This window comes from Streptomyces tateyamensis (assembly GCF_003205575.1).
Lineage (GTDB): Bacteria > Actinomycetota > Actinomycetes > Streptomycetales > Streptomycetaceae > Kitasatospora > Kitasatospora tateyamensis.
On sequence record NZ_PYBW01000082.1, the window covers coordinates 21269 to 39749 of the forward strand.

The 18481-nt window shown below is 74.9% G+C and carries 19 protein-coding genes; 9 read left to right on the forward strand and 10 right to left on the reverse strand.

All coding sequences use genetic code 11. The annotated features are described in order from the left end of the window. Positions 1-128 precede the first annotated feature (128 nt). The 5 genes from C7C46_RS22020 to C7C46_RS22040 form a co-directional block, all read right to left on the reverse strand. Positions 129-962, reverse strand: a complete 834-nt coding sequence (locus tag C7C46_RS22020) for a class I SAM-dependent methyltransferase (RefSeq protein WP_110671624.1) — start codon at positions 960-962, stop codon at positions 129-131. Between the two features lie 58 nt (positions 963-1020). After that, positions 1021-1875: a spermidine synthase gene (locus C7C46_RS22025; protein WP_110671625.1), complete on the reverse strand. Its 855-nt coding sequence runs from the start codon at positions 1873-1875 to the stop codon at positions 1021-1023. Positions 1876-2074: 199 nt separating this feature from the next. Beyond that, on the reverse strand, positions 2075-3034 hold the full coding sequence (locus C7C46_RS22030) for an alpha/beta hydrolase (protein WP_110671626.1): 960 nt from the start codon (positions 3032-3034) through the stop codon (positions 2075-2077). A gap of 108 nt (positions 3035-3142) precedes the next feature. Then, positions 3143-4249 (reverse strand): AI-2E family transporter, encoded by a 1107-nt coding sequence (locus C7C46_RS22035; protein WP_245984697.1) that lies wholly within the window; start codon positions 4247-4249, stop codon positions 3143-3145. Between the two features lie 168 nt (positions 4250-4417). Next, on the reverse strand, positions 4418-5356 hold the full coding sequence (locus tag C7C46_RS22040; RefSeq protein ID WP_110671661.1) for a LysR family transcriptional regulator ArgP: 939 nt from the start codon (positions 5354-5356) through the stop codon (positions 4418-4420). A 69-nt stretch (positions 5357-5425) separates the two neighbouring features. Here C7C46_RS22040 and C7C46_RS22045 point away from each other — a divergent pair, with 69 nt between their 5' ends. From C7C46_RS22045 to C7C46_RS22055, 3 genes are all read left to right on the forward strand, one after another. Further along, positions 5426-6037, forward strand: a complete 612-nt coding sequence (locus tag C7C46_RS22045; protein ID WP_110671627.1) for a LysE/ArgO family amino acid transporter — start codon at positions 5426-5428, stop codon at positions 6035-6037. A 231-nt stretch (positions 6038-6268) separates the two neighbouring features. After that, positions 6269-7105, forward strand: a complete 837-nt coding sequence (locus C7C46_RS22050; protein ID WP_245984698.1) for a phosphatase PAP2 family protein — start codon at positions 6269-6271, stop codon at positions 7103-7105. A 263-nt stretch (positions 7106-7368) separates the two neighbouring features. Further along, entirely contained in the window at positions 7369-8166 is a 798-nt protein-coding gene (locus C7C46_RS22055) for a VOC family protein (RefSeq protein ID WP_110671663.1), read from the forward strand. A gap of 341 nt (positions 8167-8507) precedes the next feature. On the opposite strand, the gene C7C46_RS22060 is transcribed toward C7C46_RS22055, so the two are convergent. The 4 genes from C7C46_RS22060 to C7C46_RS22075 all read right to left on the reverse strand — a co-directional run bounded on the left by C7C46_RS22060 (position 8508) and on the right by C7C46_RS22075 (position 12109). Continuing rightward, positions 8508-9593, reverse strand: coding sequence for a winged helix DNA-binding domain-containing protein (locus C7C46_RS22060; protein WP_110671628.1), 1086 nt, complete (start codon positions 9591-9593; stop codon positions 8508-8510). Next, a complete protein-coding gene (locus tag C7C46_RS22065; protein WP_110671629.1) occupies positions 9590-10297 on the reverse strand; it encodes a glycerophosphodiester phosphodiesterase in 708 nt (235 codons plus the stop codon). The genes C7C46_RS22060 and C7C46_RS22065 overlap by 4 nt, the downstream gene beginning before the upstream one ends. Before the next feature lie 115 nt (positions 10298-10412). Next, on the reverse strand, positions 10413-10832 hold the full coding sequence (locus tag C7C46_RS22070) for a TOBE domain-containing protein (RefSeq protein ID WP_110671630.1): 420 nt from the start codon (positions 10830-10832) through the stop codon (positions 10413-10415). Between the two features lie 77 nt (positions 10833-10909). Beyond that, the gene (locus C7C46_RS22075) at positions 10910-12109 is read right to left on the reverse strand and encodes an ROK family transcriptional regulator (RefSeq protein ID WP_110671631.1); all 1200 of its coding nucleotides are present in this window, start codon (positions 12107-12109) and stop codon (positions 10910-10912) included. A 98-nt stretch (positions 12110-12207) separates the two neighbouring features. Between C7C46_RS22075 and C7C46_RS22080 the strand changes: the two genes are divergently transcribed. Both C7C46_RS22080 and C7C46_RS22085 read left to right on the forward strand, forming a co-directional pair. Further along, positions 12208-13398 (forward strand): MFS transporter, encoded by a 1191-nt coding sequence (locus tag C7C46_RS22080; RefSeq protein ID WP_110671632.1) that lies wholly within the window; start codon positions 12208-12210, stop codon positions 13396-13398. 10 nt (positions 13399-13408) lie between these two features. After that, the gene (locus C7C46_RS22085; RefSeq protein WP_110671633.1) at positions 13409-14086 is read left to right on the forward strand and encodes a TVP38/TMEM64 family protein; all 678 of its coding nucleotides are present in this window, start codon (positions 13409-13411) and stop codon (positions 14084-14086) included. Positions 14087-14126: 40 nt separating this feature from the next. On the opposite strand, the gene C7C46_RS22090 is transcribed toward C7C46_RS22085, so the two are convergent. After that, positions 14127-14861, reverse strand: coding sequence for an SDR family oxidoreductase (locus tag C7C46_RS22090; RefSeq protein ID WP_110671634.1), 735 nt, complete (start codon positions 14859-14861; stop codon positions 14127-14129). A 114-nt stretch (positions 14862-14975) separates the two neighbouring features. On the opposite strand from C7C46_RS22090, the gene C7C46_RS22095 reads away from it, so the two are divergent. The 4 genes from C7C46_RS22095 (at position 14976) to C7C46_RS22110 (ending at position 18476) form a co-directional block, all read left to right on the forward strand. After that, positions 14976-15500 (forward strand): DinB family protein, encoded by a 525-nt coding sequence (locus tag C7C46_RS22095; RefSeq protein WP_110671635.1) that lies wholly within the window; start codon positions 14976-14978, stop codon positions 15498-15500. A 281-nt stretch (positions 15501-15781) separates the two neighbouring features. Continuing rightward, positions 15782-16177, forward strand: coding sequence for a cell division protein SepF (locus C7C46_RS22100; protein WP_181442461.1), 396 nt, complete (start codon positions 15782-15784; stop codon positions 16175-16177). Positions 16178-16329: 152 nt separating this feature from the next. After that, on the forward strand, positions 16330-16878 hold the full coding sequence (locus C7C46_RS22105) for a TetR/AcrR family transcriptional regulator (protein ID WP_110671637.1): 549 nt from the start codon (positions 16330-16332) through the stop codon (positions 16876-16878). A gap of 122 nt (positions 16879-17000) precedes the next feature. Then, entirely contained in the window at positions 17001-18476 is a 1476-nt protein-coding gene (locus tag C7C46_RS22110; RefSeq protein ID WP_425470104.1) for an MFS transporter, read from the forward strand. Positions 18477-18481: the final 5 nt, after the last annotated feature.

Here is an 18481-nt window from a genome sequence, read left to right on the forward strand (position 1 = left end):
TCGACGGCAGCTCAGCGATCGGCATCGGCGAGTGGTCCGGCCGTGGTGACAACTCCGGTCCACCAATCCGGTCGATCGGTGGGCTGCCACGAGACATCCAGCTCTCGGTGGGTCCCAGCCCAGCTGCCCTACCCGGGCTGCTGGTCGAACGTCAGGACCGTGACCGTCGGGCGGCGCTCGGCGATCGGCGGGACAGCCAGCGCCAGGGGTAGCAGGGCTCCCAGCATGCCGCGGCCGCCCGATGGCCGCACGTCGCGCACCGAGGCCACCGCCGGGTCGGCCGTGCGCAGCTTCTCCCGCTCGCCCGCGTCCATGCCCCACGGCATCGGCGGCGGCGTGTACCCGTGGTGCCGCAGCTTGCCCTGGACCGCCAGGCGGCTGAACCAGCGCGGAATGCTGTCCAGTACCAGGCTGCCGCCGGGGAAGGCCCGGGCGCAGGAGGCGATCAGGGCCCGGACCTGATGCGGCGGCAGGTACATCAGCAGGCCCTGGGCGGTGATCAGTACGCCGTGCGCCGGGTCGACCTCGGGCTGCCAGGCCGGGTCGGTGGCCGAGCAGGCCAGGTAGCGCTGGCGCGGGCCGGGCGGGAGGAGGTCGGTGCGCAGCGCGACCATCTCCGGCAGGTCGACGGTGAGCCACTGGGCCCGGCCGTTGTCGATCCGCCAGTACTGGGTCTCCAGGCCCTCGCCCAGGCAGACCACGGTGCCGCGCGGGTGGCGGGCCAGGAAGTCGGACACCTCGCAGTCGAAGCAGGCCACCCGCAGTGCCTGCAGCTGGGACTGGAAACCGCCGGCCGGCCCGAACCGCTCGGCGAAGGGGTAGTCGATCCGGTCGACCAGCTCCACCGCCTGGGGGTCGTGCAGCACCGCGTCCGCCCGGCGGGCCTCGCCGGCCCGCTGGTAGAGGGTCCACAGCGCGGTCTCGGGCACATCGGCCAGCTCGACGGCGAGCGTGCGGGGCATCCGGTCGTCTCCTCGGGGTCGGTCCGCCGCTGATCGGTGGGCTGGAGCTGACAGTACGTCACCCGATGCTGAACGCCCCGGCCGGCGGCACCGGGGACGGGCGGGCGTCGGCGTCGGTCACCGGGTCGGCGGTGCCGGTCAGGCGGCGCAGCTCGGGGCCGTCGACCAGGCGGGCCGGGAAGGGATCGCCGGCCAGCCGGCGGGTGAGTGCGGCGGCGGGCAGCTCGCGGTGGGAGCCGACCAGCAGCAGGTTGCCGAACCGGCGCCCGCGCAGCACCGAGGGCTCGGCGAGCAGGCAGGTGTGCGGGAAGACGGCCCGTACGGTGGCGGCCTGGGCGCGGGCGAAGTCCAGCGGGGCGCCGTCGGCGAGGTTGGCGGCGTAGACGCCGTCGGGGCGCAGCGCGGCGGCGGCGAGCCGGACGAACTCCACCGAGGTCAGGTGGCCCGGGGTGCGCGAGCCGCGGAAGACGTCGGCGACCACCAGGTCGTGGCCGCCCGGCTCGGCGGTCGCCAGCACCTCGCGCGCGTCACCGACGGTGACCTCGATCCCCTGCCCGTCCCACGGCAGCACCTCGGCGACCAGTTCCACCAGCGGCCCGTCCGCCTCGCCGACCAACTGGCGCGAGCCCGGGCGGGTGGCGGCCAGGTAGCGCGGCAGGGTGAGCGCGCCGCCGCCCAGGTGCAGGACGGCCAGCGGCGCGCCGGGCGGGGCGACGGTGTCGGCCAGGTGGCCGAGGCGGTGGGTGTACTCGAACTCGAGGTGCTGCGGGTCCGTCAGGTCCACGTAGGACTGCGGGGTGCCGTCCACGGTGAGCAGCCAGCCGCCCGGGCAGTCCAGGTCGGGCATCAGCTTGGCGGTGCCGAAGGCCGTCTCGCGCAGGACCGGCAGCGGCTCGGCGGGGTCGTTGGGCATGCCCGCAGCTTAAGGGCGCGGCATGACGCCGTGGCACGAGGCCATGGCAGCACCCCGTGGCACCGGGCCGCAGCCCACGACGTTCCCGCGCAGCACCGTCCGGCCTGCTGTCAGACCGTCAGACCGTCAGAGCTTCAGGCCGTCAGGCCGTCAGGCCGTCAGGCCGTCAGACCCGTCAGAGCTTCAGGCCGTCAGGCCTTCAGACCGTCGCCGGGAAGTAGGCCGCGAGCCACCGGTCCAGCTCGGCGAAGACCTGCTCGCGCGCCTCGGGCCCGGACAGCACCAGGTCGTGCATGCCGCCCTCGATCCGCACCGTGGTCACGTGCCGTCCCAGCTTCGGGGCCAGCGCCGCGATGTCGTCCGCGCGCAGCACGGCGTCACGGCGGTGCAGCGCCGGGTCCCAGCTGGTGGTGGCGATCGAGGCGGTGGAGGCCATCAGCAGCACCGGCACGTCGACCGCCAGCCCCCGGCGCACCTCGCGGTGGCCGCGCTGGATCGCCGCCAGCCAGCCCGCGTAGAGCGGGAAGCCCTCGGCCGGCTTGAGCGCCAGGTCGAAGTCCCACTCGCCCTTGTGGTCGCGGTGCAGGCTGTGCACGTAGTGCGGGTTGAGCGTGCTGGGCAGCTTGCGCAGGCCCCCGGCGAGCCGGCCCAGCGCGCCCACGGCCGGCGCGCCCAGGGTGCGCAGGACGGGCGAGGTGGGCATCGACAGGAACGGGCTGTTCAGGAAGAGCCCGTCCACCAGCCCGCGCCCGGCCCGCCGGTGCGCCCAGAGCGCGGCGACCAGCCCGCCGGTCGAGTGTCCGTCGACCAGCAGGCGGGTGTGCCCGTCCAACTCCCGGATCACCCGCACCGCCTCGTCCAGCTCCTCGTCGTACGCGGCCAGGTCGCGCACGAAGTTGGGCGACTGGTGCGGGCGCAGCGAGCGTCCGTACTTGCGCAGGTCCAGCGCGTAGAACGAGAACCCGAGCGCGACGAAGTGGTCGGCCAGGTTGGTCTGGAAGAAGTAGTCGTTGTACCCGTGCACGTAGAGCACGGCCCGCTGCGAACCCGGGACCAGCCGGCGGACCAGGGTCGCGGTGACGGCACCTTCGTCATCGGCCGCCAGCGGCAGTTCGGCCGCCTCGTACGGGGCACCCAGGATGTCTTCTCGGAACTCCACGTCTGCCGCACCCAACTCTCTGCACCGAGCCGCCTTCGGCTGGACCGCCACCGACCATACCGGCCAGTAGCCTGTAGCGCGGCACCGACCCGGCGCAGTGACGCCGCCTCAGTCCCCTGCCGGTGCGGGTTCGCCCAGTCGGCGGCCACGCAGCACCGAGACGATCCCCAGGGCGGCCGCACAGACCGGCACCGCGAGCAGCGCGCCGACCATGCCGGCCACCCCCGATCCGGCCACCACCGCGAACATGATGGTGGCCGGGTGCAGCTCCACCGTGCGGCTCTGGATCACGGGCTGCAGCACGTTCCCCTCGATCGCCTGCACCGCCAGCACCACGCCGAGCGTCCACAGCGCCTTGGTGAGCCCGCCGTCGGCCAGCGCGACCAGCACGGCCACCGTGCCGGACAGGAAGGCGCCGATGAACGGGATGAACGCGCCCAGGAAGACCAGCGCCCCCAGCCCCGCAGCGCCCGGCACCCCGAGGATCACCAGGCCGACGGTGATGAACAGCGCGTCGATCAGCGCGATCAGCGTGGTGCCGCGCATGAAGCCGGCCATCGCGGCGAACGCCTGCTGCCCGCAGGCCACCACCAGCTCGGCCCGTTCGGCGGGCAGCACCGAGCGGACCAGGTCGGCGGTCCGGTCGCCGTCGCGCAGGAAGAAGAAGACCAGCGCGAGGGCGAGCACCCCGCCGGTGATCAGCTCCACCGCGATGCCCAGGCCGGAGAGCACTCCGCTGGCCAGGTCGGTGAAGAGCGAGCCGCCCACCGAGCTGCCGGAGCCGGCGGCGGTGGTCAGCGACTGGTGGATGCGGTCGCCGGTCGGGCCCAGCCAGCCGGCCAGCTTGGTCCCGGCCTCCTGGAGCGACCTGGCGATCTGTGGGGCAGTGTGCACCAGCGAATTGGTGAGCACCGCGATCACCGTGCCGACGGCGGCCACCAGCACCACGCAGGTCAGCGCGGCCGCCGTGCCCCGCCGCAGGCCGCAGCGGACCAGCCAGGGCATCACGGGGTGCAGCAGCGCGGTGCCGAGCAGGGCGATGACCAGCGGCACGGTGGCCGCGCGCAGCGCCACCAGCGCGTAGACCACCAGGCTGCCGACCGTGATGGCGAGCACCACGACCACGGCCCAGGCGACTGCGGCGCGGGCGACGGGCGGCAGCATCTGGAACGGGCGGCGCGGGTCGGTCCCCGGGGCGGGGGCGGACTCCGGCACGGGGCCGGGCTCCCGTGTGGGTCCTGGTTCCACCCTGCCTCCCCAGTTGACGGATCTTCACTCCCTAGGGGCCATCTCAGCATATCTTCTGACGGTCCGTCTCACACGAAGCTTCGCCGACGCCCCGTCACTCTGGCCCCACCCGACACACCCTGCGCCTGCGCTGCCCTATGCCCCGTCGGCCCGCTGCTTCCCCTGCACGCCCTGCTCTCCCAGCGCCTGGGCCGCTGCCCGGACCACCTCGCCCGCCAGCTCGGCGAGCGCGGGCGAGTCGAGCTTCCACTGCTGCCAGTACAGCGGCACCTCCACCGCCCGCCCCGGCACCAGGTCCCGCAGCTGCCCCCGCACCCCGCGCGCCGCCACGTGCAGCTCGGGCAGCAGCCCCCAGCCCAACCCGGCCACCACCGCGTCCAGGAAGGACTCCGAGGCCGGCACGTGGTGGCGCACCCCGCCGCCCGTGCCGGCCGGGTCGAGCTCGCGCAGGAGCCTGTCCTGCAGGTCGTCCCGCCGGTCGAAGACCACCACCGGCGCCGCCCGCAGCAGTGCCCCGATCGCCCCGTCCCCGCCGCACCACCGCTCGGCGAAGGCGGGGCTGGCCATCGCCCGGTACCGCATCCGCCCCAGGCCCCGCACCGAGCACCCCTGCACCGGGGCCGGCGTCGCGGTGACCGCCGCCATCACGGTGCCCTGGCGCAGCAGCCGGGTGGTGTGCTCCTCGTCCTCGCGGTGCAGTTCCAGGGCGACCCGCCCCGTCCGCCCGATCCGGGTCAGGGCCGGCAGGAACCAGGTGGCCAACGAGTCGGCATTGACCGCGACCGACACCCGGGCCGGCTCACCCGACTCCGGCAGCCCGAGCTCCGCGGCCGCGTCCTGCTCCAACCGGGCGACCTGGCGGGCGAACCGCACCACCACCTCGCCGGACTCGGTCAGCCGCACCGGCTTGGAGCGCAGCAGCAGCACCCGCCCGGTCCGCTGCTCCAGCGCCTTGATCCGCTGGCTGACCGCGGACGGGGTCACGCTCAGCGCCCGCGCCGCCGCCTCGAAGGTGCCCTCGTCGACGGCCGCGAGCAGGGTCCGCACCTGGTCGAGCGGCAGCTCGGTCATCATCATGACTGCTAATGATACGTAAGAATCTTTAGCTGGCCTGGCCGGTTGCTGCCTGCCTACCCTCGCGGTGTGCAGACACCCCTGATCGCCGCGGCCGCCGGGCTGGGCACCGGACTCTCCCTGATCGTCGCCATCGGCGCGCAGAACGCCTTCGTGCTGCGCCAAGGCCTGAGCCGGCGTCACGTCCCGGCGGTGGTGGCCATCTGCGCCGCTTCGGACGCGGTGCTGATCGCGGCCGGGGTGGCCGGGATCGGCAGCCTGGTGCGGGCCTGGCCGACCGCGATCACCGCACTGGCCTGGGTCGGCGGCACCTTCCTGGTCGGCTACGGCCTGCTGGCCGCCCGGCGCGCGCTGCGCCCCGCCGGGCTGGATGCGCTGCGGCAGACCGCCCCCGCGCTGCGCACCGCCGTGCTCACCTGCCTCGCCCTGACCTGGCTCAACCCGCACGTCTACCTGGACACGGTGCTGCTGCTCGGTTCGGTGGCGGGCTCCTACGGCCGCGACCGCTGGGCCTTCGGCGCCGGGGCCGCGCTCGGCAGCGTCCTGTGGTTCACCGCCCTCGGCTTCGGCGCCAGGCTGCTGGCCCGCTTCTTCGCCCGCCCCGCCTCCTGGCGCGTGCTGGACGGCGTGATCGCGGCCACCATGACCTCGCTCGGCGTCCTGCTGGTCGCGGGGCAGTGACCCGCCTACAGGTCGCGGGGCAGTGACCCGTTGGCCCTGACAGGGCCGGTCGCAGCTGCCCACCCATCCGCCGAGGGCGCCGTGCATACGAGTGATAATCGAGCCGCAACCAGCAGTTAAGATCCATTCAGGCATGCGGCACACGAACAACGCTGTGCAACGGCCGCCAGGTGTGGGGGGAACCATGCAGATCCGGTTCGGCATGTCCGGGGGCACGGGGAGGGGACGACCGTGCTGAGGACCGAGCATGCCCGCCCCGCGCCCACCGGCGCCCCGGCGGAGCAGGCACCGACCGCCCCGCCGGTCGCGCCCTCGCAGTCTCGGCGCCCGTGGTGGCGCCGGGGGCGCTGGGAACTCCTGCTGCTGGTCTACGCGGCCTACGACGGCAGCCGACTGCTCGCCAGCAACAACCTGGTGCAGGCCCAGCAGCACGGGCAGGACCTGCTCTCCGCCGAACGCGCCCTGCACCTCAGCCCCGAACTCTGGCTCAACCGCGCCTTCACCACCCACTCCTGGCTCGGCGTCCCGGCCGACTTCGCCTACGCCACGCTGCACTACGCGGTCACCGGTGCGGTGTTGTTCTGGCTCTGGCGCTTCCGCCGCGCTGCCTACGCCCACGCGCGCAACTGGCTGTTGGTGACGACCACCCTGGGCCTGGCGGGCTTCGTGGCCTTTCCGACCGCGCCGCCGCGCCTGCTGGACGGCTCCGCGGGATTCGTCGACGTGCTGGCCCAGCACGCCTCGATCGGCTGGTGGAGCGGCGGAGGCGGCGTCCCCAAGGGGCTGGCCGAGATGACCAACGACTACGCGGCGATGCCGAGCCTGCACGTGGGCTGGGCCCTGTGGTGCGGGCTGCTGCTCTGGCGGTACAGCCGCAACCGGGTGCTCCGCGCGCTGGGCCTGCTCTATCCGGCGGCCATCGCCGTGGTGGTGGTGGGCACGGCCAACCACTACCTGCTGGACTGCGTGGCCGGTGTCGCGGTGACCGCACTCGGCCTGTGGGCCACCGGTCTGATAGCCCGTCTGGGCACCTGGATCACCGCACGGCGGGCGGCCGACTACTCCTGAGCCCGGACCCCGGCGTCCCGCCAGGCCATCCGGTCCCGCGCGGTCGTGCCCCGGTTCGGGTTCGAGGAACCGATCTGAGCCCCGGCCGGCCAGGGCCTGTCTGACAGATGATCACCTGCTCCGTCAGCGGGGCCGGTGCTCTGATCAGCATCCGCACCACCCGGACCACGCGTCACCCGTACGGCTCGATTCTGCGCGCAGAGCCCGGGTAGGGGACGGCCCGTCCATCCCCGAGAAGCGTCCTGGAGGCATCCATGCCCGAAGTGAACGGCCCCTACAAGCCTGGCACCCCCTGCTGGATCGAGCTGATGGTCCCCGACCAGCAGGCGGCCCTCGACTTCTACTGCGACCTCTTCGGCTGGCAGGGCCAGGTGGGCCCGCCGGAGCTGGGCGGCTATGCCGTCTGCACCCTCAAGGGCAAGGCGGTCGCCGGGATCATGAAGGCGATGAACCCGGACGGGACGGTGCCCGATCCGCTCCCGCCGACCGTCTGGACGACGTACCTGGCGACGGACAGCATCGACACCACCGTGAAGGGCGTCACGGACGCCGGTGGCACGGTCGTGGCGGGCCCGATGGAGGTCATGGACCTCGGGCGGATGGCTGTGGTCGCTGACCCGACCGGTGCCGTCGTCGGTCTGTGGCAGTCAGGCACCTTCGGCGGCGCGGGCATCGTCAACGAGCACGGCGCCCTCATCTGGAACGAGCTGATCACCGCCGACCTGCCGGCCGCCTCCGCGTTCTACTCCTCCGTCCTGCCCGTCACCACGCGCAGCTCCGAGATGCCGGGCGCCGAGGGGTACATCGAGTTCCAGGTCGACGGGCGCGCGGTGGGCGGGATGATGGACCTGTCCGCCCTGCCGCCCGGTACGCCGCCGCACTGGCAGGCGTACTTCCACGTGGACAGCGTCGACGAGGTCCAGGATGCCGCCGTCCGCGCCGGTGGCAGCGTCCTCGCTCCGGCCTTCGACATGGCGGCCGGACGGATGGCGGTCCTGGCCGACCCTCAGGGCGGCAGGTTCTCCGTCATCACGGCGAAGGCCCCGACGCCCCCCGCCTGACGTCACCTGGGCGCCCCGGGCAACACGACCCCCGGGCGCCCTCACTGCGCTCCTGCCCCGACAGCCGCCCTCCTGTCAGTGGGCGCGCGGCTGCTCGGGCGGGCCCAGCGGCGGGCAGGCCGGCGGGGCCGCGGCGAGCGCCAGTCCGCCCTGCGGCACCAGGCAGAGCAGCGCGAGCGCTCTCCCAGCGCCGCCAGGGTGCCCGGCCCGGCACCGGGGAGCGCGGCGCAGGCCTGGCCGAAGGCATGCTCCGGCGGAGCGGGCGCGAGCCACCCGCCCGTCACCCGGGCGGCGGTCAGCGCACCGCAGCGGGCCGACCGCGGGTGCGGCCGCCGCCGGGGTCAGTCCGCGACCACGACCTCATGGACCGTCAGCTCCGGTGCGGCGAAGGGCAGTACCCGCTCCGCGGCCGCCTCGGCAGCGGAGCGGGTACTGCGCTCCCACGGGGCGAAGGGCTCCAGGTGGACGGTGGCACGGTCGCGGGCGCGGGCCAGCCGCCACCGCCCGGCCACGAAGCCGTCGACCAGGATCGTGCCGCGGACGATGCCGTTGGGGCCCATCACCGCCCGGCGGTAGGCGTCCGGCAGGATCCGGGCCCGGTCGGCGTGCGACAGCAGCGCGTTGTCGAACGGGGCGAGCAGGCGCACCGGGACCGGGGTGGCCTCGTGGGGGCGCGGGGCGTCCGGCAGGTCGTAGAGGGTGCGGCCCCGGTCGTCGCGGAACTCGGGCAGGTCCAGGCGCTTGACGGCGGGGCCCAGCCTGGTCAGGCCGGACCACTTCTGCACGTCGGCGACACTGGCCGGGCCGAAGGCGCGCAGGTAGCGCAGGATCAGCTCGTCCGGTTCGGGGGCGGCGCCCAGGGGAGCGCCGAGCCACTGCTCGGCGGTGGTGTGCGCGGCCGCCCCGCCGGTGCGCCACAGGCCCCGCGGCGGGACCTGGACCAGCGCCAGCCTCGCCCGCAGCACCTGGGCGAGCGCGGCCGGGTCACGGTCGGGGAAGTCGGCGGCGAGCAGGGTGCCGAGTTCCTGGAAGGTGCGCGGTTCGGCCTCGACCAGCGCGCGGCCGCGGGCGACCACGGCGTCCAGGTCCAGGCCCGCCAGCAGGGCGGCGCGGTTGCGCACACCCTGCTCCAGCACCGGCTGGAAGAGGGTGCGCCAGCGCAGGCAGTCGGCGGCGGAGACCAGGTGGATGGTGCCCCGTTGCAGGCCCAGCCGCACCGCGCTCCGGTCGACCAGCAGCGCGTCCAGCTGCTCGGGGGCGAAGTCCGGCAGCCGGCTCCACAGCGCGTAGTACGGCGCCTCGGCGGCCTGGGCCTGGAGCCCGACCAGGTGGTCGACCAGCTGGGCCGGCGTCAGCGCGGCGGGTGCCAGCAGGTACTGACGAGCCAGCAGCGCCCGGTTCAGCGCCCGGGGGCCGAGCACCGTCACCGGTCGAGCTCCTGGCGCAGCACCCCGATCCGGTTCGAGGTGATCGAGGCCGCCCCGAGCGCCCGGATCCGCCGCATGGTGCGCCGGGTGTCCACGGTCCAGGTGGAGACCAGCAGGCCCAGCTCGGCGGCCCGGGCCATGAACCCGGCGTCCAGCAGCCCGAACGGCGGGTTGAGGTAGCGGGGCGCCAGGTCGGCCAGCAGGGCCGCCGCGGGCATGGCCGGCTGCTTCCAGGTGAGCGAGAGCTGCGCACCCGGCGCCAGCTCGCGCACCGCGAACATCGCCGCCGTCGGTCCGCAGAACGCGACCAGGTCCTCGGCGCCGGCCGCGCCGACCGCCGCCCAGGTGGCCGCGACCGGCTGGGCGTCGTCCAGATCGATCAGCAGTCGGCGCCCGCCCTGCTCAGCCGTCAGCTTCAGCGCCTCGGCCAGGGTCGGCACCCGCTCGCCGCCCGCGAACCGCTGCGCGGCCAGTTGGGCCGCGGTCAGCCGGGCGACCGGGCGGTCCAGCCCCCACAGGCGCTTGAGCGTGCGGTCGTGCAGCAGCACCGGGACGCCGTCACGGGTCAGCTGGACGTCCACCTCCACCGCGTCGGCACCGGCCGCGAAGGCGGCGGCGACCGAGGCGAGGGTGTTCTCCCGGTACCGGTACGGGTCGCCACGGTGGGCCACCGCGATCGGACGGACCGCGTCCACAGCAGTCATCGCGCAACGCTCCACAGCCAAGGGGTCATCAGGTCCACGTGCTCGCGGTAGGGGGGTACACGGTCCTCCTCGTCGTCCGCTGCTGCGTCAGCGGGTACATACGTCAGCCGGTACGTCAGCTGCTGCGCTCGATCATCACATTGGTCGACTTGATGACCGCAGTCGCGGGTGCCCCTGGCACCAGCTGCAGTTCCTCCGCCGAGTCACGGCTGATCAACGAGACCACCCGGAACGGCCCGGCCTGGATCTCCACCTGCGCCGCCACGTCCCCCAGCACCACCTGGGTCACGATGCCGGGGAACCGGTTGCGCGCCGAGGAGGGCCGCCCCTCCGCCTCGGCCGCACCGGGCTTGGCCAGCTCGCGGGCGAAGGCGGCCAGTTGCTCGCCGGGGACGATCCGGTGCCCGTGCTCGTCCCGCTCGGCGGCCACCCGCCCGGCGTCCACCCAGCGCCGCATGGTGTCCGCGCTGACCCCGAGCATCGCCGCCGCCTCGCCGATCCGGTACTGGTGCACGGGACGTCCCGGCTGGTCCATGGCGCGCTCCCGTGCTGGAGGGTGATCGACAACTCCCCCATCCTGCACCATCGGCGCCAGGCCCCGGACCGCGGCGGTCACGGCCCGCCGAACAGGTCCCGGCAGACCGCGTCCGAGGCGGTCAGCACCGCACCGCTGAGCACCGCACCGCCGCCGGTGGCGCTGGGCCGCACCTCGGTGGGCAGCGGCGAGAGCGCGGCCAGCCGGGCCGCCACCCGGTCCGCCAGCGCCCTGCCGCCGGCCCGGCCGGTCTCGCCGCCGAGCACCAGGCAGCCGGGGTCGAGCAACACGCAGACCGCGGTGGCGCCGAGCGCGACCCGGTCGGCGAGCCCGTCCAGGAACGCCTCGCCGGCCGTACCCGCCGCCCGGGCGGCCAGCACGGCGGCCTCCGCGGCCGCGGCGTCCTCGGCGCCGTCCGGCACCGGCACGCCGTGGGCGCGGGCCAGCTCGCAGACCGCGCGACTGCCGGCCAGCGTGTGGAACCCGCCGTCGCAGCCCAGGCTGCCGGGCAGACCGCCGGTGCCGGGCACCGGCAGGAAGCCGATCTCGCCGGTACCGCCGGAGGCGCCCCGGCGCAGCCGCCCGTCCAGCATCACCGCGGCGCCGGTGCCGTGGCCGAGCCAGAGCAGCACGAAGGTGTCCCGGTCGGTGACCGCGCCGAGCCGGTGCTCGGCGATCCCGGCCAGGTTGACCTCGTTCTCCAGGATCACCTCGCCGGTCAGCCCGGCCCGCAGCACGGCCACCAGGTCGGTGTGCCAGTGCGGCGGCAGGCTGGTGGGGCGCAGCTGGCCGGTGGCCGGGTGGACCAGGCCGGGCGCGCCGACGGTGACCGTGTGCAGATCGCCGGCCCCGGCCTCGCGGGCGGCGGCGAGCAGCGCCTGCAGCACCCGGTCCGCGTAGCCGGGGGGCGGGCCGGCCGGGTCCTCGGGGTCGATCGGCAGGGTGGCGCCCGCCACCGTGCGGCCGGTCAGGTCGGCGACGGTGAAGGTGACGCCGCCCGCGCGCACGTCCACCCCGGCCAGGTGGGCGCGGTCGGCGCGCAGCCCGTACAGCCGGGCGTTGGGGCCGCGCCGCTCCTCGCCGCGCTCGCCGACGATCGCCACCAGGCCGCCGTGCTGCAGGCGTTCCAGCAGGTCGGCGACGGTGGGGCGGGACAGCCCGGTCAGGGTGCGCAGCTCGGTCGCGGTCAGTGGGCCCTGCCTCAGCAGCAGGTCCAGGGCCAGCCGGTCGTTGATCGCGCGGGCGGTGCTCGGCGTGGCCGTGCGCGCTGTGGTCATGGGAAGGCATCCTTCCAGATCTATCTATCAGGGTCCCTTCCTGATAATTTATCAGCAGCCCCACTGCCCATGCGTCTCCTCGGGAGGGATCCACCGCCATGCCGCCAGCCGCTCGACTGCGCCGGGCCCGGGTCAGCGTCGCCCTGGTCTTCGCGGTGCACGGCACTCTCGCCGGCACCTTCGCCACCCGGATCCCGGCGATCCGGGAGCACCTGCACCTGTCGGCCGGGCAGCTCGGGCTGGCCCTGGTCATGCCCGCGCTCGGCGCCTCGCTCGCGATGCCGCTGGCCGGCCGGATCGCGCACCGGCTCGGAGCCCGCACCGCGATCCGGCTGCTGATCGGCCTGTACGCACTGGCCCTCACGCTGCCGCCGCTGGCCCCCGGGCTGCCCTGGCTCTGCCTGGCCACCCTGGTCTTCGGCGCCACCGCCGGGATGGCGGACGTGGCGATGAACGCCGAGGGCGTGGAGGTCGAGCAGCGGCTGGGCCGCTCGATCATGTCCGGGCTGCACGGGATGTGGACCCTGGGCGGGCTGGTCGCGGCGGGCCTGGGGCTACTGGCGGCCCGTCAGCACCTGGACCCGCGCGCCCACCTGGCCCTGGTCGCGCTCGCGCTGCTGGCCGCCGCCCAGCTGGTCTGCGGCCACCTGCTGGACGTGCGGCCCGAGCCGGAGGCCGAGGCTCCGCCGCGGTTCTCGGTGCCGCCGCGCTCGGCGCTGCTGATCGGCCTGGTCGGGTTCTGCGCCGTCTTCGCCGAAGGGGCCGGGATCGACTGGTCCGGGGTCTACCTGCGGGACGTCACCGGTGCCGCCGCGGGCACGGCCACCCTGGCCTACGCCGCGTTCACCGCCCTGATGACGCTCGGGCGGTTCGCCGGGGACGCGGTGGTGTCACGGCTGGGCGCGGTCACCACGGTGCGGCTCGGCGGGGTGGTGGCGGCCGCGGGCGGGGTGCTGGTGGTGGCCGCCTCGGGGCCGGGGCTGGCGATCCCCGGGTTCGGGCTGATCGGGCTGGGGATCGCGGTGGTGGTGCCGCTGGCCTTCGCGGCGGCCGGGCACGCGGGGCCCAACCCGAGCCAGGCCATCGCCGGGGTCGCCACCGTGACCTACACCTCCGGGCTGGTGGCCCCGGCCATCGTCGGCCTGGTGGCCCAGGGCACCTCGCTGCGGGTCTCCTTCGTCCTGGTGACCCTGCTGGCGGCGGCCCTGGTCCCGGCGGCCCGGGCGCTGCGGGCGGCGGCCCCTCGGCCGGACGCGGTGCCGTCCGAGCGGCCGGTCCAGGTGCACTAACCTCGGTCGGATGCGTCGACTGTTCGGTTCCCGGTGGGCCAGGCTCGTGCTGCTGGTGCTCCTGCTGGGGGCGGCGGCCGCCTCGTTGGCGGCGTGGGATCCCCGCACCGCCGTCGCGGCGGTGCCGGGGTTCTGGCGCGCCCCGGCCTTCGTGGCGCTGTTCGCCCTGGGCACCCTGGCGTTCCTGCCCAAGCCCGCGCTCAGCGTGGCCGCCGGAGTGCTCTTCGGGGCCCGGGTCGGCGTGCCGGTCGCGGTGCTGGGGACCACCGGCGGCGCGGCGCTCGCCTTCGGGCTGGGGCGCGGCCTCGGCCACGGGGCGCTGCGGCCGCTGGTGCGCGGCAAGGCACTGACGGGGCTGGACCGGCGGCTGACCGAACGGGGCTTCGCCAGCGTGCTGCTGCTCCGCCTGGTGCCGGGGATCCCGTTCCAGGCGGTCAACCTCGGCGCGGCGCTGTCCGGGGTGCGGGCGGCCCCCTACCTCGGGGCCACCCTGCTCGGCGTGCTGCCCGGTACCGCCGCCTACGTGGTGGCCGGCGCGAGCGCGGGCAGCCCGGGCTCGCCGGCCTTCCTCGCCTCGACGGCGCTGATCGCGCTGCTCGGCGCCGTCAGCCTGGCCGCCGCCTGGCGCACCCGCCGCCGCCGACTGCCTGACTCCGCGGCCGCTGCGGCCGGCCCGGCCACCGCCTGACCCGCGCGGCGGTACAGACCGCCCGGCGGCCCACGGGCAGCTACAACCCGCCCGCCACCCGCAAGGTGGCCCCGGTGGTGTAGGAGGCGTCCGGGGAGAGCAGCCAGGCGATCGCGCCCGCGATCTCCTCGGGCCGGCCCGGGCGGCGCAGCGGGATCACCGGGGCCACCCGCTCCGGGCGGCCGGGCTCGCCGCCGAGCGCGTGGAACTCGGTGGCGATCGTCCCCGGCGAGACGGTGTTCACCCGGATCCCGCGCGGGCCCAACTCCTTGGCCAGCCCGACGGTCAGCGCGTCGGTGGCCGCCTTGGTCGCCGCGTAGTGCACGTACTCCCCCGGGCTGCCCAGGGTGGCCGCCGCCGAGGAGACGTTGACGATCGCGCCGCCCGCCGCGAAGTCCCGGGCCGCGCGCCGGGCGCAGAGCAGGTAGCCGATCAGGTTGACGTCCACCACCCGGCGCAGGTCCTCGGTGCGCAGCTCGGCCAGCGGGCCCTGGGTGCTGGTCACCCCGGCGTTGTTGACCAGGCCGGTCGGCTTGCCCAGTTCGGCCTCGGCGGCGTCGAAGAAGGCCTCGACCTGCTCCTCCACCGCCGTGTCCAGCCGCAGCGCGACCGCCCGCGCACCCGCCTGCCGGGCAGCGGCGACCACCTGTTCGGCCGCTGCCCGGTCCTGCCGGTACCCGACCGCCACGTCGTGCCCTGCGGCCGCCAGCTTCAGGCAGGCCGCGGCGCCGATGCCGCGGCCCCCGCCGGTGACCAGGGTGACGGGTCGTGCCATGGTGGTTCCCCCTTCGGTTCGGACACGGTGCGTTCTGCCGACCGCACCCTAGCCGATCCCACGGGCCGTCAATTGACTCGCCCTGTACACCCTGGTACTGACAGGATGTCCCACATGACCGAGAGCCCGGGTACGCCCACCGCCCGCGTCGCCCCGCCCTTCGCGGCCGACGAGGCCGCCATGCTGGCCGGCTGGCTGGCCTTCCACCGCAGCACCCTGGCGATCAAGTGCGAGGGCCTGACGGAGCAGCAGCTGAAACTGCGTTCGGTCGCCCCGTCCTCGCTCAGCCTGCTCGGCCTGGTCCGCCACCTCGCCGAGGTGGAGCAGTACTGGTACCAGGTGGTGCTGCTGGGCCTGGACCGCGAACCGCTCTACTACACCGACGAGGACGAGGACTACGACTTCAACGGCGCCGACGCCGCCGACCCCGCCGAGGCCTTCGCGACCTGGCGCCGGCAGGTGGCGCTGGCCGACGAGGCGGTGGCGGGGCTTTCGCTGGAGACGGTGGGCCGCAAGCAGCGCCGCGGCGAGGACGTGACGCTGCGCTGGATCCAGATCCACATGATCGAGGAGTACGCCCGCCACAACGGCCACGCGGACCTGCTCCGCGAAGCGGTGGACGGCGTCACCGGAGAGTGACCGTTCGTCAACTCCTTTTTGACGAAGCGACGCCGGCGTGGCGATCGGGTGAAGCCCGCGGCATATCCGCAACCGGGCGCCGACCTGCGGCGTCACCCGGTGGTGAGGACGGACGGCGCGTGGTGGGTGCCAGCGGCACTCGCCACAACCCGAACGGCGCGCCAGCGCGGGCGCCGCGGCAGTGATCAGTGCGATACTCGGACAGTTCCGGCGAGTGGATGACGCGTCAGGTTGACGGTACGTCGGCGGAACTCTCCGGGGACAGGACAGGGAGGCGCGGCATGGGAGCACTTCGCGACGAGCACCACAACGGGTGGCTGATGCCGTCCGGGAGCTACCCGGCCGCGGTGTACGAGGACGACGGCTGGGGGACGGCCGACACCATCCCCGCACTGCCCAACCCGGCCAAGATCGTCTCGGTCAAGCCGACCGGTTTCGAGTCGGCCCGCACCGTCGGCGAGCACGTCCGCGCGGGCACCCCGGTGGTGATGGACGTGACCGAGATGGACGACGCCGAGGCCAAGCGGATGGTGGACTTCGCCTCCGGCCTGATCTTCGGCACCCGGGGCGGCATCGAGCGGATCGCCCGCCGGGTCTTCCTGCTCACGCCGCCGGAGGTCGAGGTCATGGTGATCGACCGCCCGCTGGACGAAAGCGGCTTCTACAACCAGAGCTGAGCCGAAACCACGCCGAGCCGGCCTGCCCGGCACCGCACCAGGACTCCCGAACCGGAGGCAGCCGTGAGCCGCCTCCGGTTCTTCGCGCGCTCTGGCCGGGCACCTTCGACTCAGCTGAGACATCCGTGTCTCAGCTGAGCTATCCTGTACTCATGGCCATCGATCGCGACACGGTACTGACGGCAGCCGTCGAGGTGCTCTCCCGCAACCCCACCGCCCACCTGGACGAGATCGCCCGTGCCGCCGGGATCAGCCGGGCCTCGCTGCACCGGGTCTTCCCGGGCCGGGAGGCGCTGGTCCGCGAGGTCGGCCTGCTGGCCCTGCGCCGCTACCACGACGCGTTGGACGCCGCCGACCTGGAGCGCGGCGAGGCGGATGCCGTGCTGCGCCGGCTCGTCGAGCTGCTGGTCCCCGACGCCGCGCTCTGCGCGTTCCTGGCCGGCGAGAACCACCTGTTCGACGACCCCGAGCTGCTCCTCCTGTGGGAGGAGCAGGGCGCCCGGGTCCGGGCCTTCTTCCTGCGCGGCCAGCAGCAGGGCGCCTTCCGCATCGAACTGCCGGCCGGCTGGCTGGCCGAGGCCTTCTTCGATCTGCTGGCCGGCGTCGGCTGGGCCGTCCAGGACGGCCGTCTGGCCCCACGCGACAGCGCCTTCGCCCTCATCGAGCTCTTCCTCGGCGGAGCCCTCCGGAGACCCTCGTGACCACCGCCCAGCACCACCACGCCCCTGCCGCCGCCACCGCCCGCACCGCTCCCGCAACCACCCCCCGCAGCACCCCCGCCGCCCTCGACACCCCCGCCGCCACCCGCCGCCGCTGGGCGGGCCTGGCCGTGCTGGTGCTGGCCGTACTGCTGGTCGCGATCGACGCGACCGTGCTGGTGCTGGCCATCCCCTCGATCACCGAGGTCCTCGACCCGAGCGCCACCCAACTGCTCTGGATCGGCGACAGCTACTCCTTCGTGCTGGCCGGCCTGCTGGTGAGCATGGGCGCGCTGAGCGACCGGATCGGGCGCCGGCGCCTGCTGCTGCTCGGGGCCACCGCCTTCGGCGCCGCCTCGCTGCTGGCCGCCTACGCCCCCTCGGCCGGCTGGCTGATCGCGGCCCGCGCCCTGCTGGGCGTGGCCGGGGCGACCATCATGCCGTCCACCCTGTCGCTGATCCGGGTGCTCTTCCCCGACGCCCGCCAGCGCGCCACCGCGATCGGGATCTGGGGCGCGGCCGCCACCGCCGGTGCGGCCGGCGGCCCGCTGATCGGCGGGCTGCTGCTGGAGCACTTCTGGTGGGGCTCGGTCTTCCTGCTCAACCTGCCGGTGATGGCGCTGCTGCTGGTGCTCGGCCGCTGGCTGCTGCCCGCCTCGCGCGACCCGAAGCCGGGCCGCTGGGACGTGGTGAGCGTGCTGCTCTCGATGACCGGACTGATCGCACTGGTCTACGCCGTGAAGGAGGGAGCCGCCAACGGCCCCGCGCACTGGCAGGTCTGGGCGGCCGGCGCGGTCGGCGTGCTCGGGCTCCGCGGGTTCGTCAGGCGCCAGCTGCGGCTGGCCACCCCGCTGCTGGACGTGCGGCTGTTCGCCGACCGCCGGTTCTCCGGCGCCGTGCTCGGGGCGCTGGTGGCGATCCTCGGCATGGGCGGCGTGGTCTTCTTCATGTCGCAGTACCTGCAGTTGGTGCGCGGCTACTCGCCGCTGACCGCGGGTCTGGCCGAGACGCCGGGCTTCGTGGCCGCGATGGGCGCCTCGCTGGTCAGCGCCCGGCTGGCCCGGCGGATCGGCGCGCGCGGTGCGCTGGTCGGCGGACTGGCCGTGCTGGGCCTGGCGCTGGGCGCGCTGGGCCTGCTCACCGAGTCGACCTCGTACCTGGTGCTGGCCGCCGTGTTCGTCGGGGTCGGCGCCGCCGAGGGGCTGGTCTACACGCTCTCCTCCGACCTGGTGCTGAGCGCCGCGCCGGTCGGCAAGTCCGGCGCCGCCTCGGCCGTCTCGGAGACCGCGTACGAGCTGGGCACCGCGCTCGGTATCGCGCTGTTCGGCTCCGTGCTGACCGCCGTCTACAGCGCGGCGGTGACCGCTCCCGCCGGGCTGGACCCGGCCGCCGCGGCGCAGGCCCGGGCCTCGCTCGGCGGCGCGGTGGCGGCAGCCCGCTCGCTGCCCGGCGGGACCGGCGACGCCCTGGCGCAGGCGGCCCGCGCGGCCTTCGTGCACGGGGTGGGCCTGGCCTCGCTGCTGGCCGCCGGGCTGGTCGCGGTGGGCGCGGTGGCCGCCTGGCGGCTGCTGCGGCCGACCGGGGCGGGGCGCAGCTCCTGACGCTC

Bases quoted from the DNA above. Each gene is read 5' to 3' on its own strand.
- C7C46_RS22020 (WP_110671624.1), bottom strand. From the start codon at position 962: ATGCCCCGCACGCTCGCCGTCGAGCTGGCCGATGTGCCCGAGACCGCG.
- C7C46_RS22025 (WP_110671625.1), bottom strand. From the start codon at position 1,875: ATGCCCAACGACCCCGCCGAGCCGCTGCCGGTCCTGCGCGAGACGGCC.
- C7C46_RS22040 (WP_110671661.1), bottom strand. From the start codon at position 5,356: ATGATGACCGAGCTGCCGCTCGACCAGGTGCGGACCCTGCTCGCGGCC.
- C7C46_RS22065 (WP_110671629.1), bottom strand. From the start codon at position 10,297: ATGACTGCTGTGGACGCGGTCCGTCCGATCGCGGTGGCCCACCGTGGC.
- C7C46_RS22070 (WP_110671630.1), bottom strand. From the start codon at position 10,832: ATGGACCAGCCGGGACGTCCCGTGCACCAGTACCGGATCGGCGAGGCG.
- C7C46_RS22075 (WP_110671631.1), bottom strand. From the start codon at position 12,109: ATGACCACAGCGCGCACGGCCACGCCGAGCACCGCCCGCGCGATCAAC.
- C7C46_RS22080 (WP_110671632.1), top strand. From the start codon at position 12,208: ATGCCGCCAGCCGCTCGACTGCGCCGGGCCCGGGTCAGCGTCGCCCTG.
- C7C46_RS22085 (WP_110671633.1), top strand. From the start codon at position 13,409: ATGCGTCGACTGTTCGGTTCCCGGTGGGCCAGGCTCGTGCTGCTGGTG.
- C7C46_RS22090 (WP_110671634.1), bottom strand. From the start codon at position 14,861: ATGGCACGACCCGTCACCCTGGTCACCGGCGGGGGCCGCGGCATCGGC.
- C7C46_RS22095 (WP_110671635.1), top strand. From the start codon at position 14,976: ATGACCGAGAGCCCGGGTACGCCCACCGCCCGCGTCGCCCCGCCCTTC.
- C7C46_RS22100 (WP_181442461.1), top strand. From the start codon at position 15,782: ATGGGAGCACTTCGCGACGAGCACCACAACGGGTGGCTGATGCCGTCC.
- C7C46_RS22105 (WP_110671637.1), top strand. From the start codon at position 16,330: ATGGCCATCGATCGCGACACGGTACTGACGGCAGCCGTCGAGGTGCTC.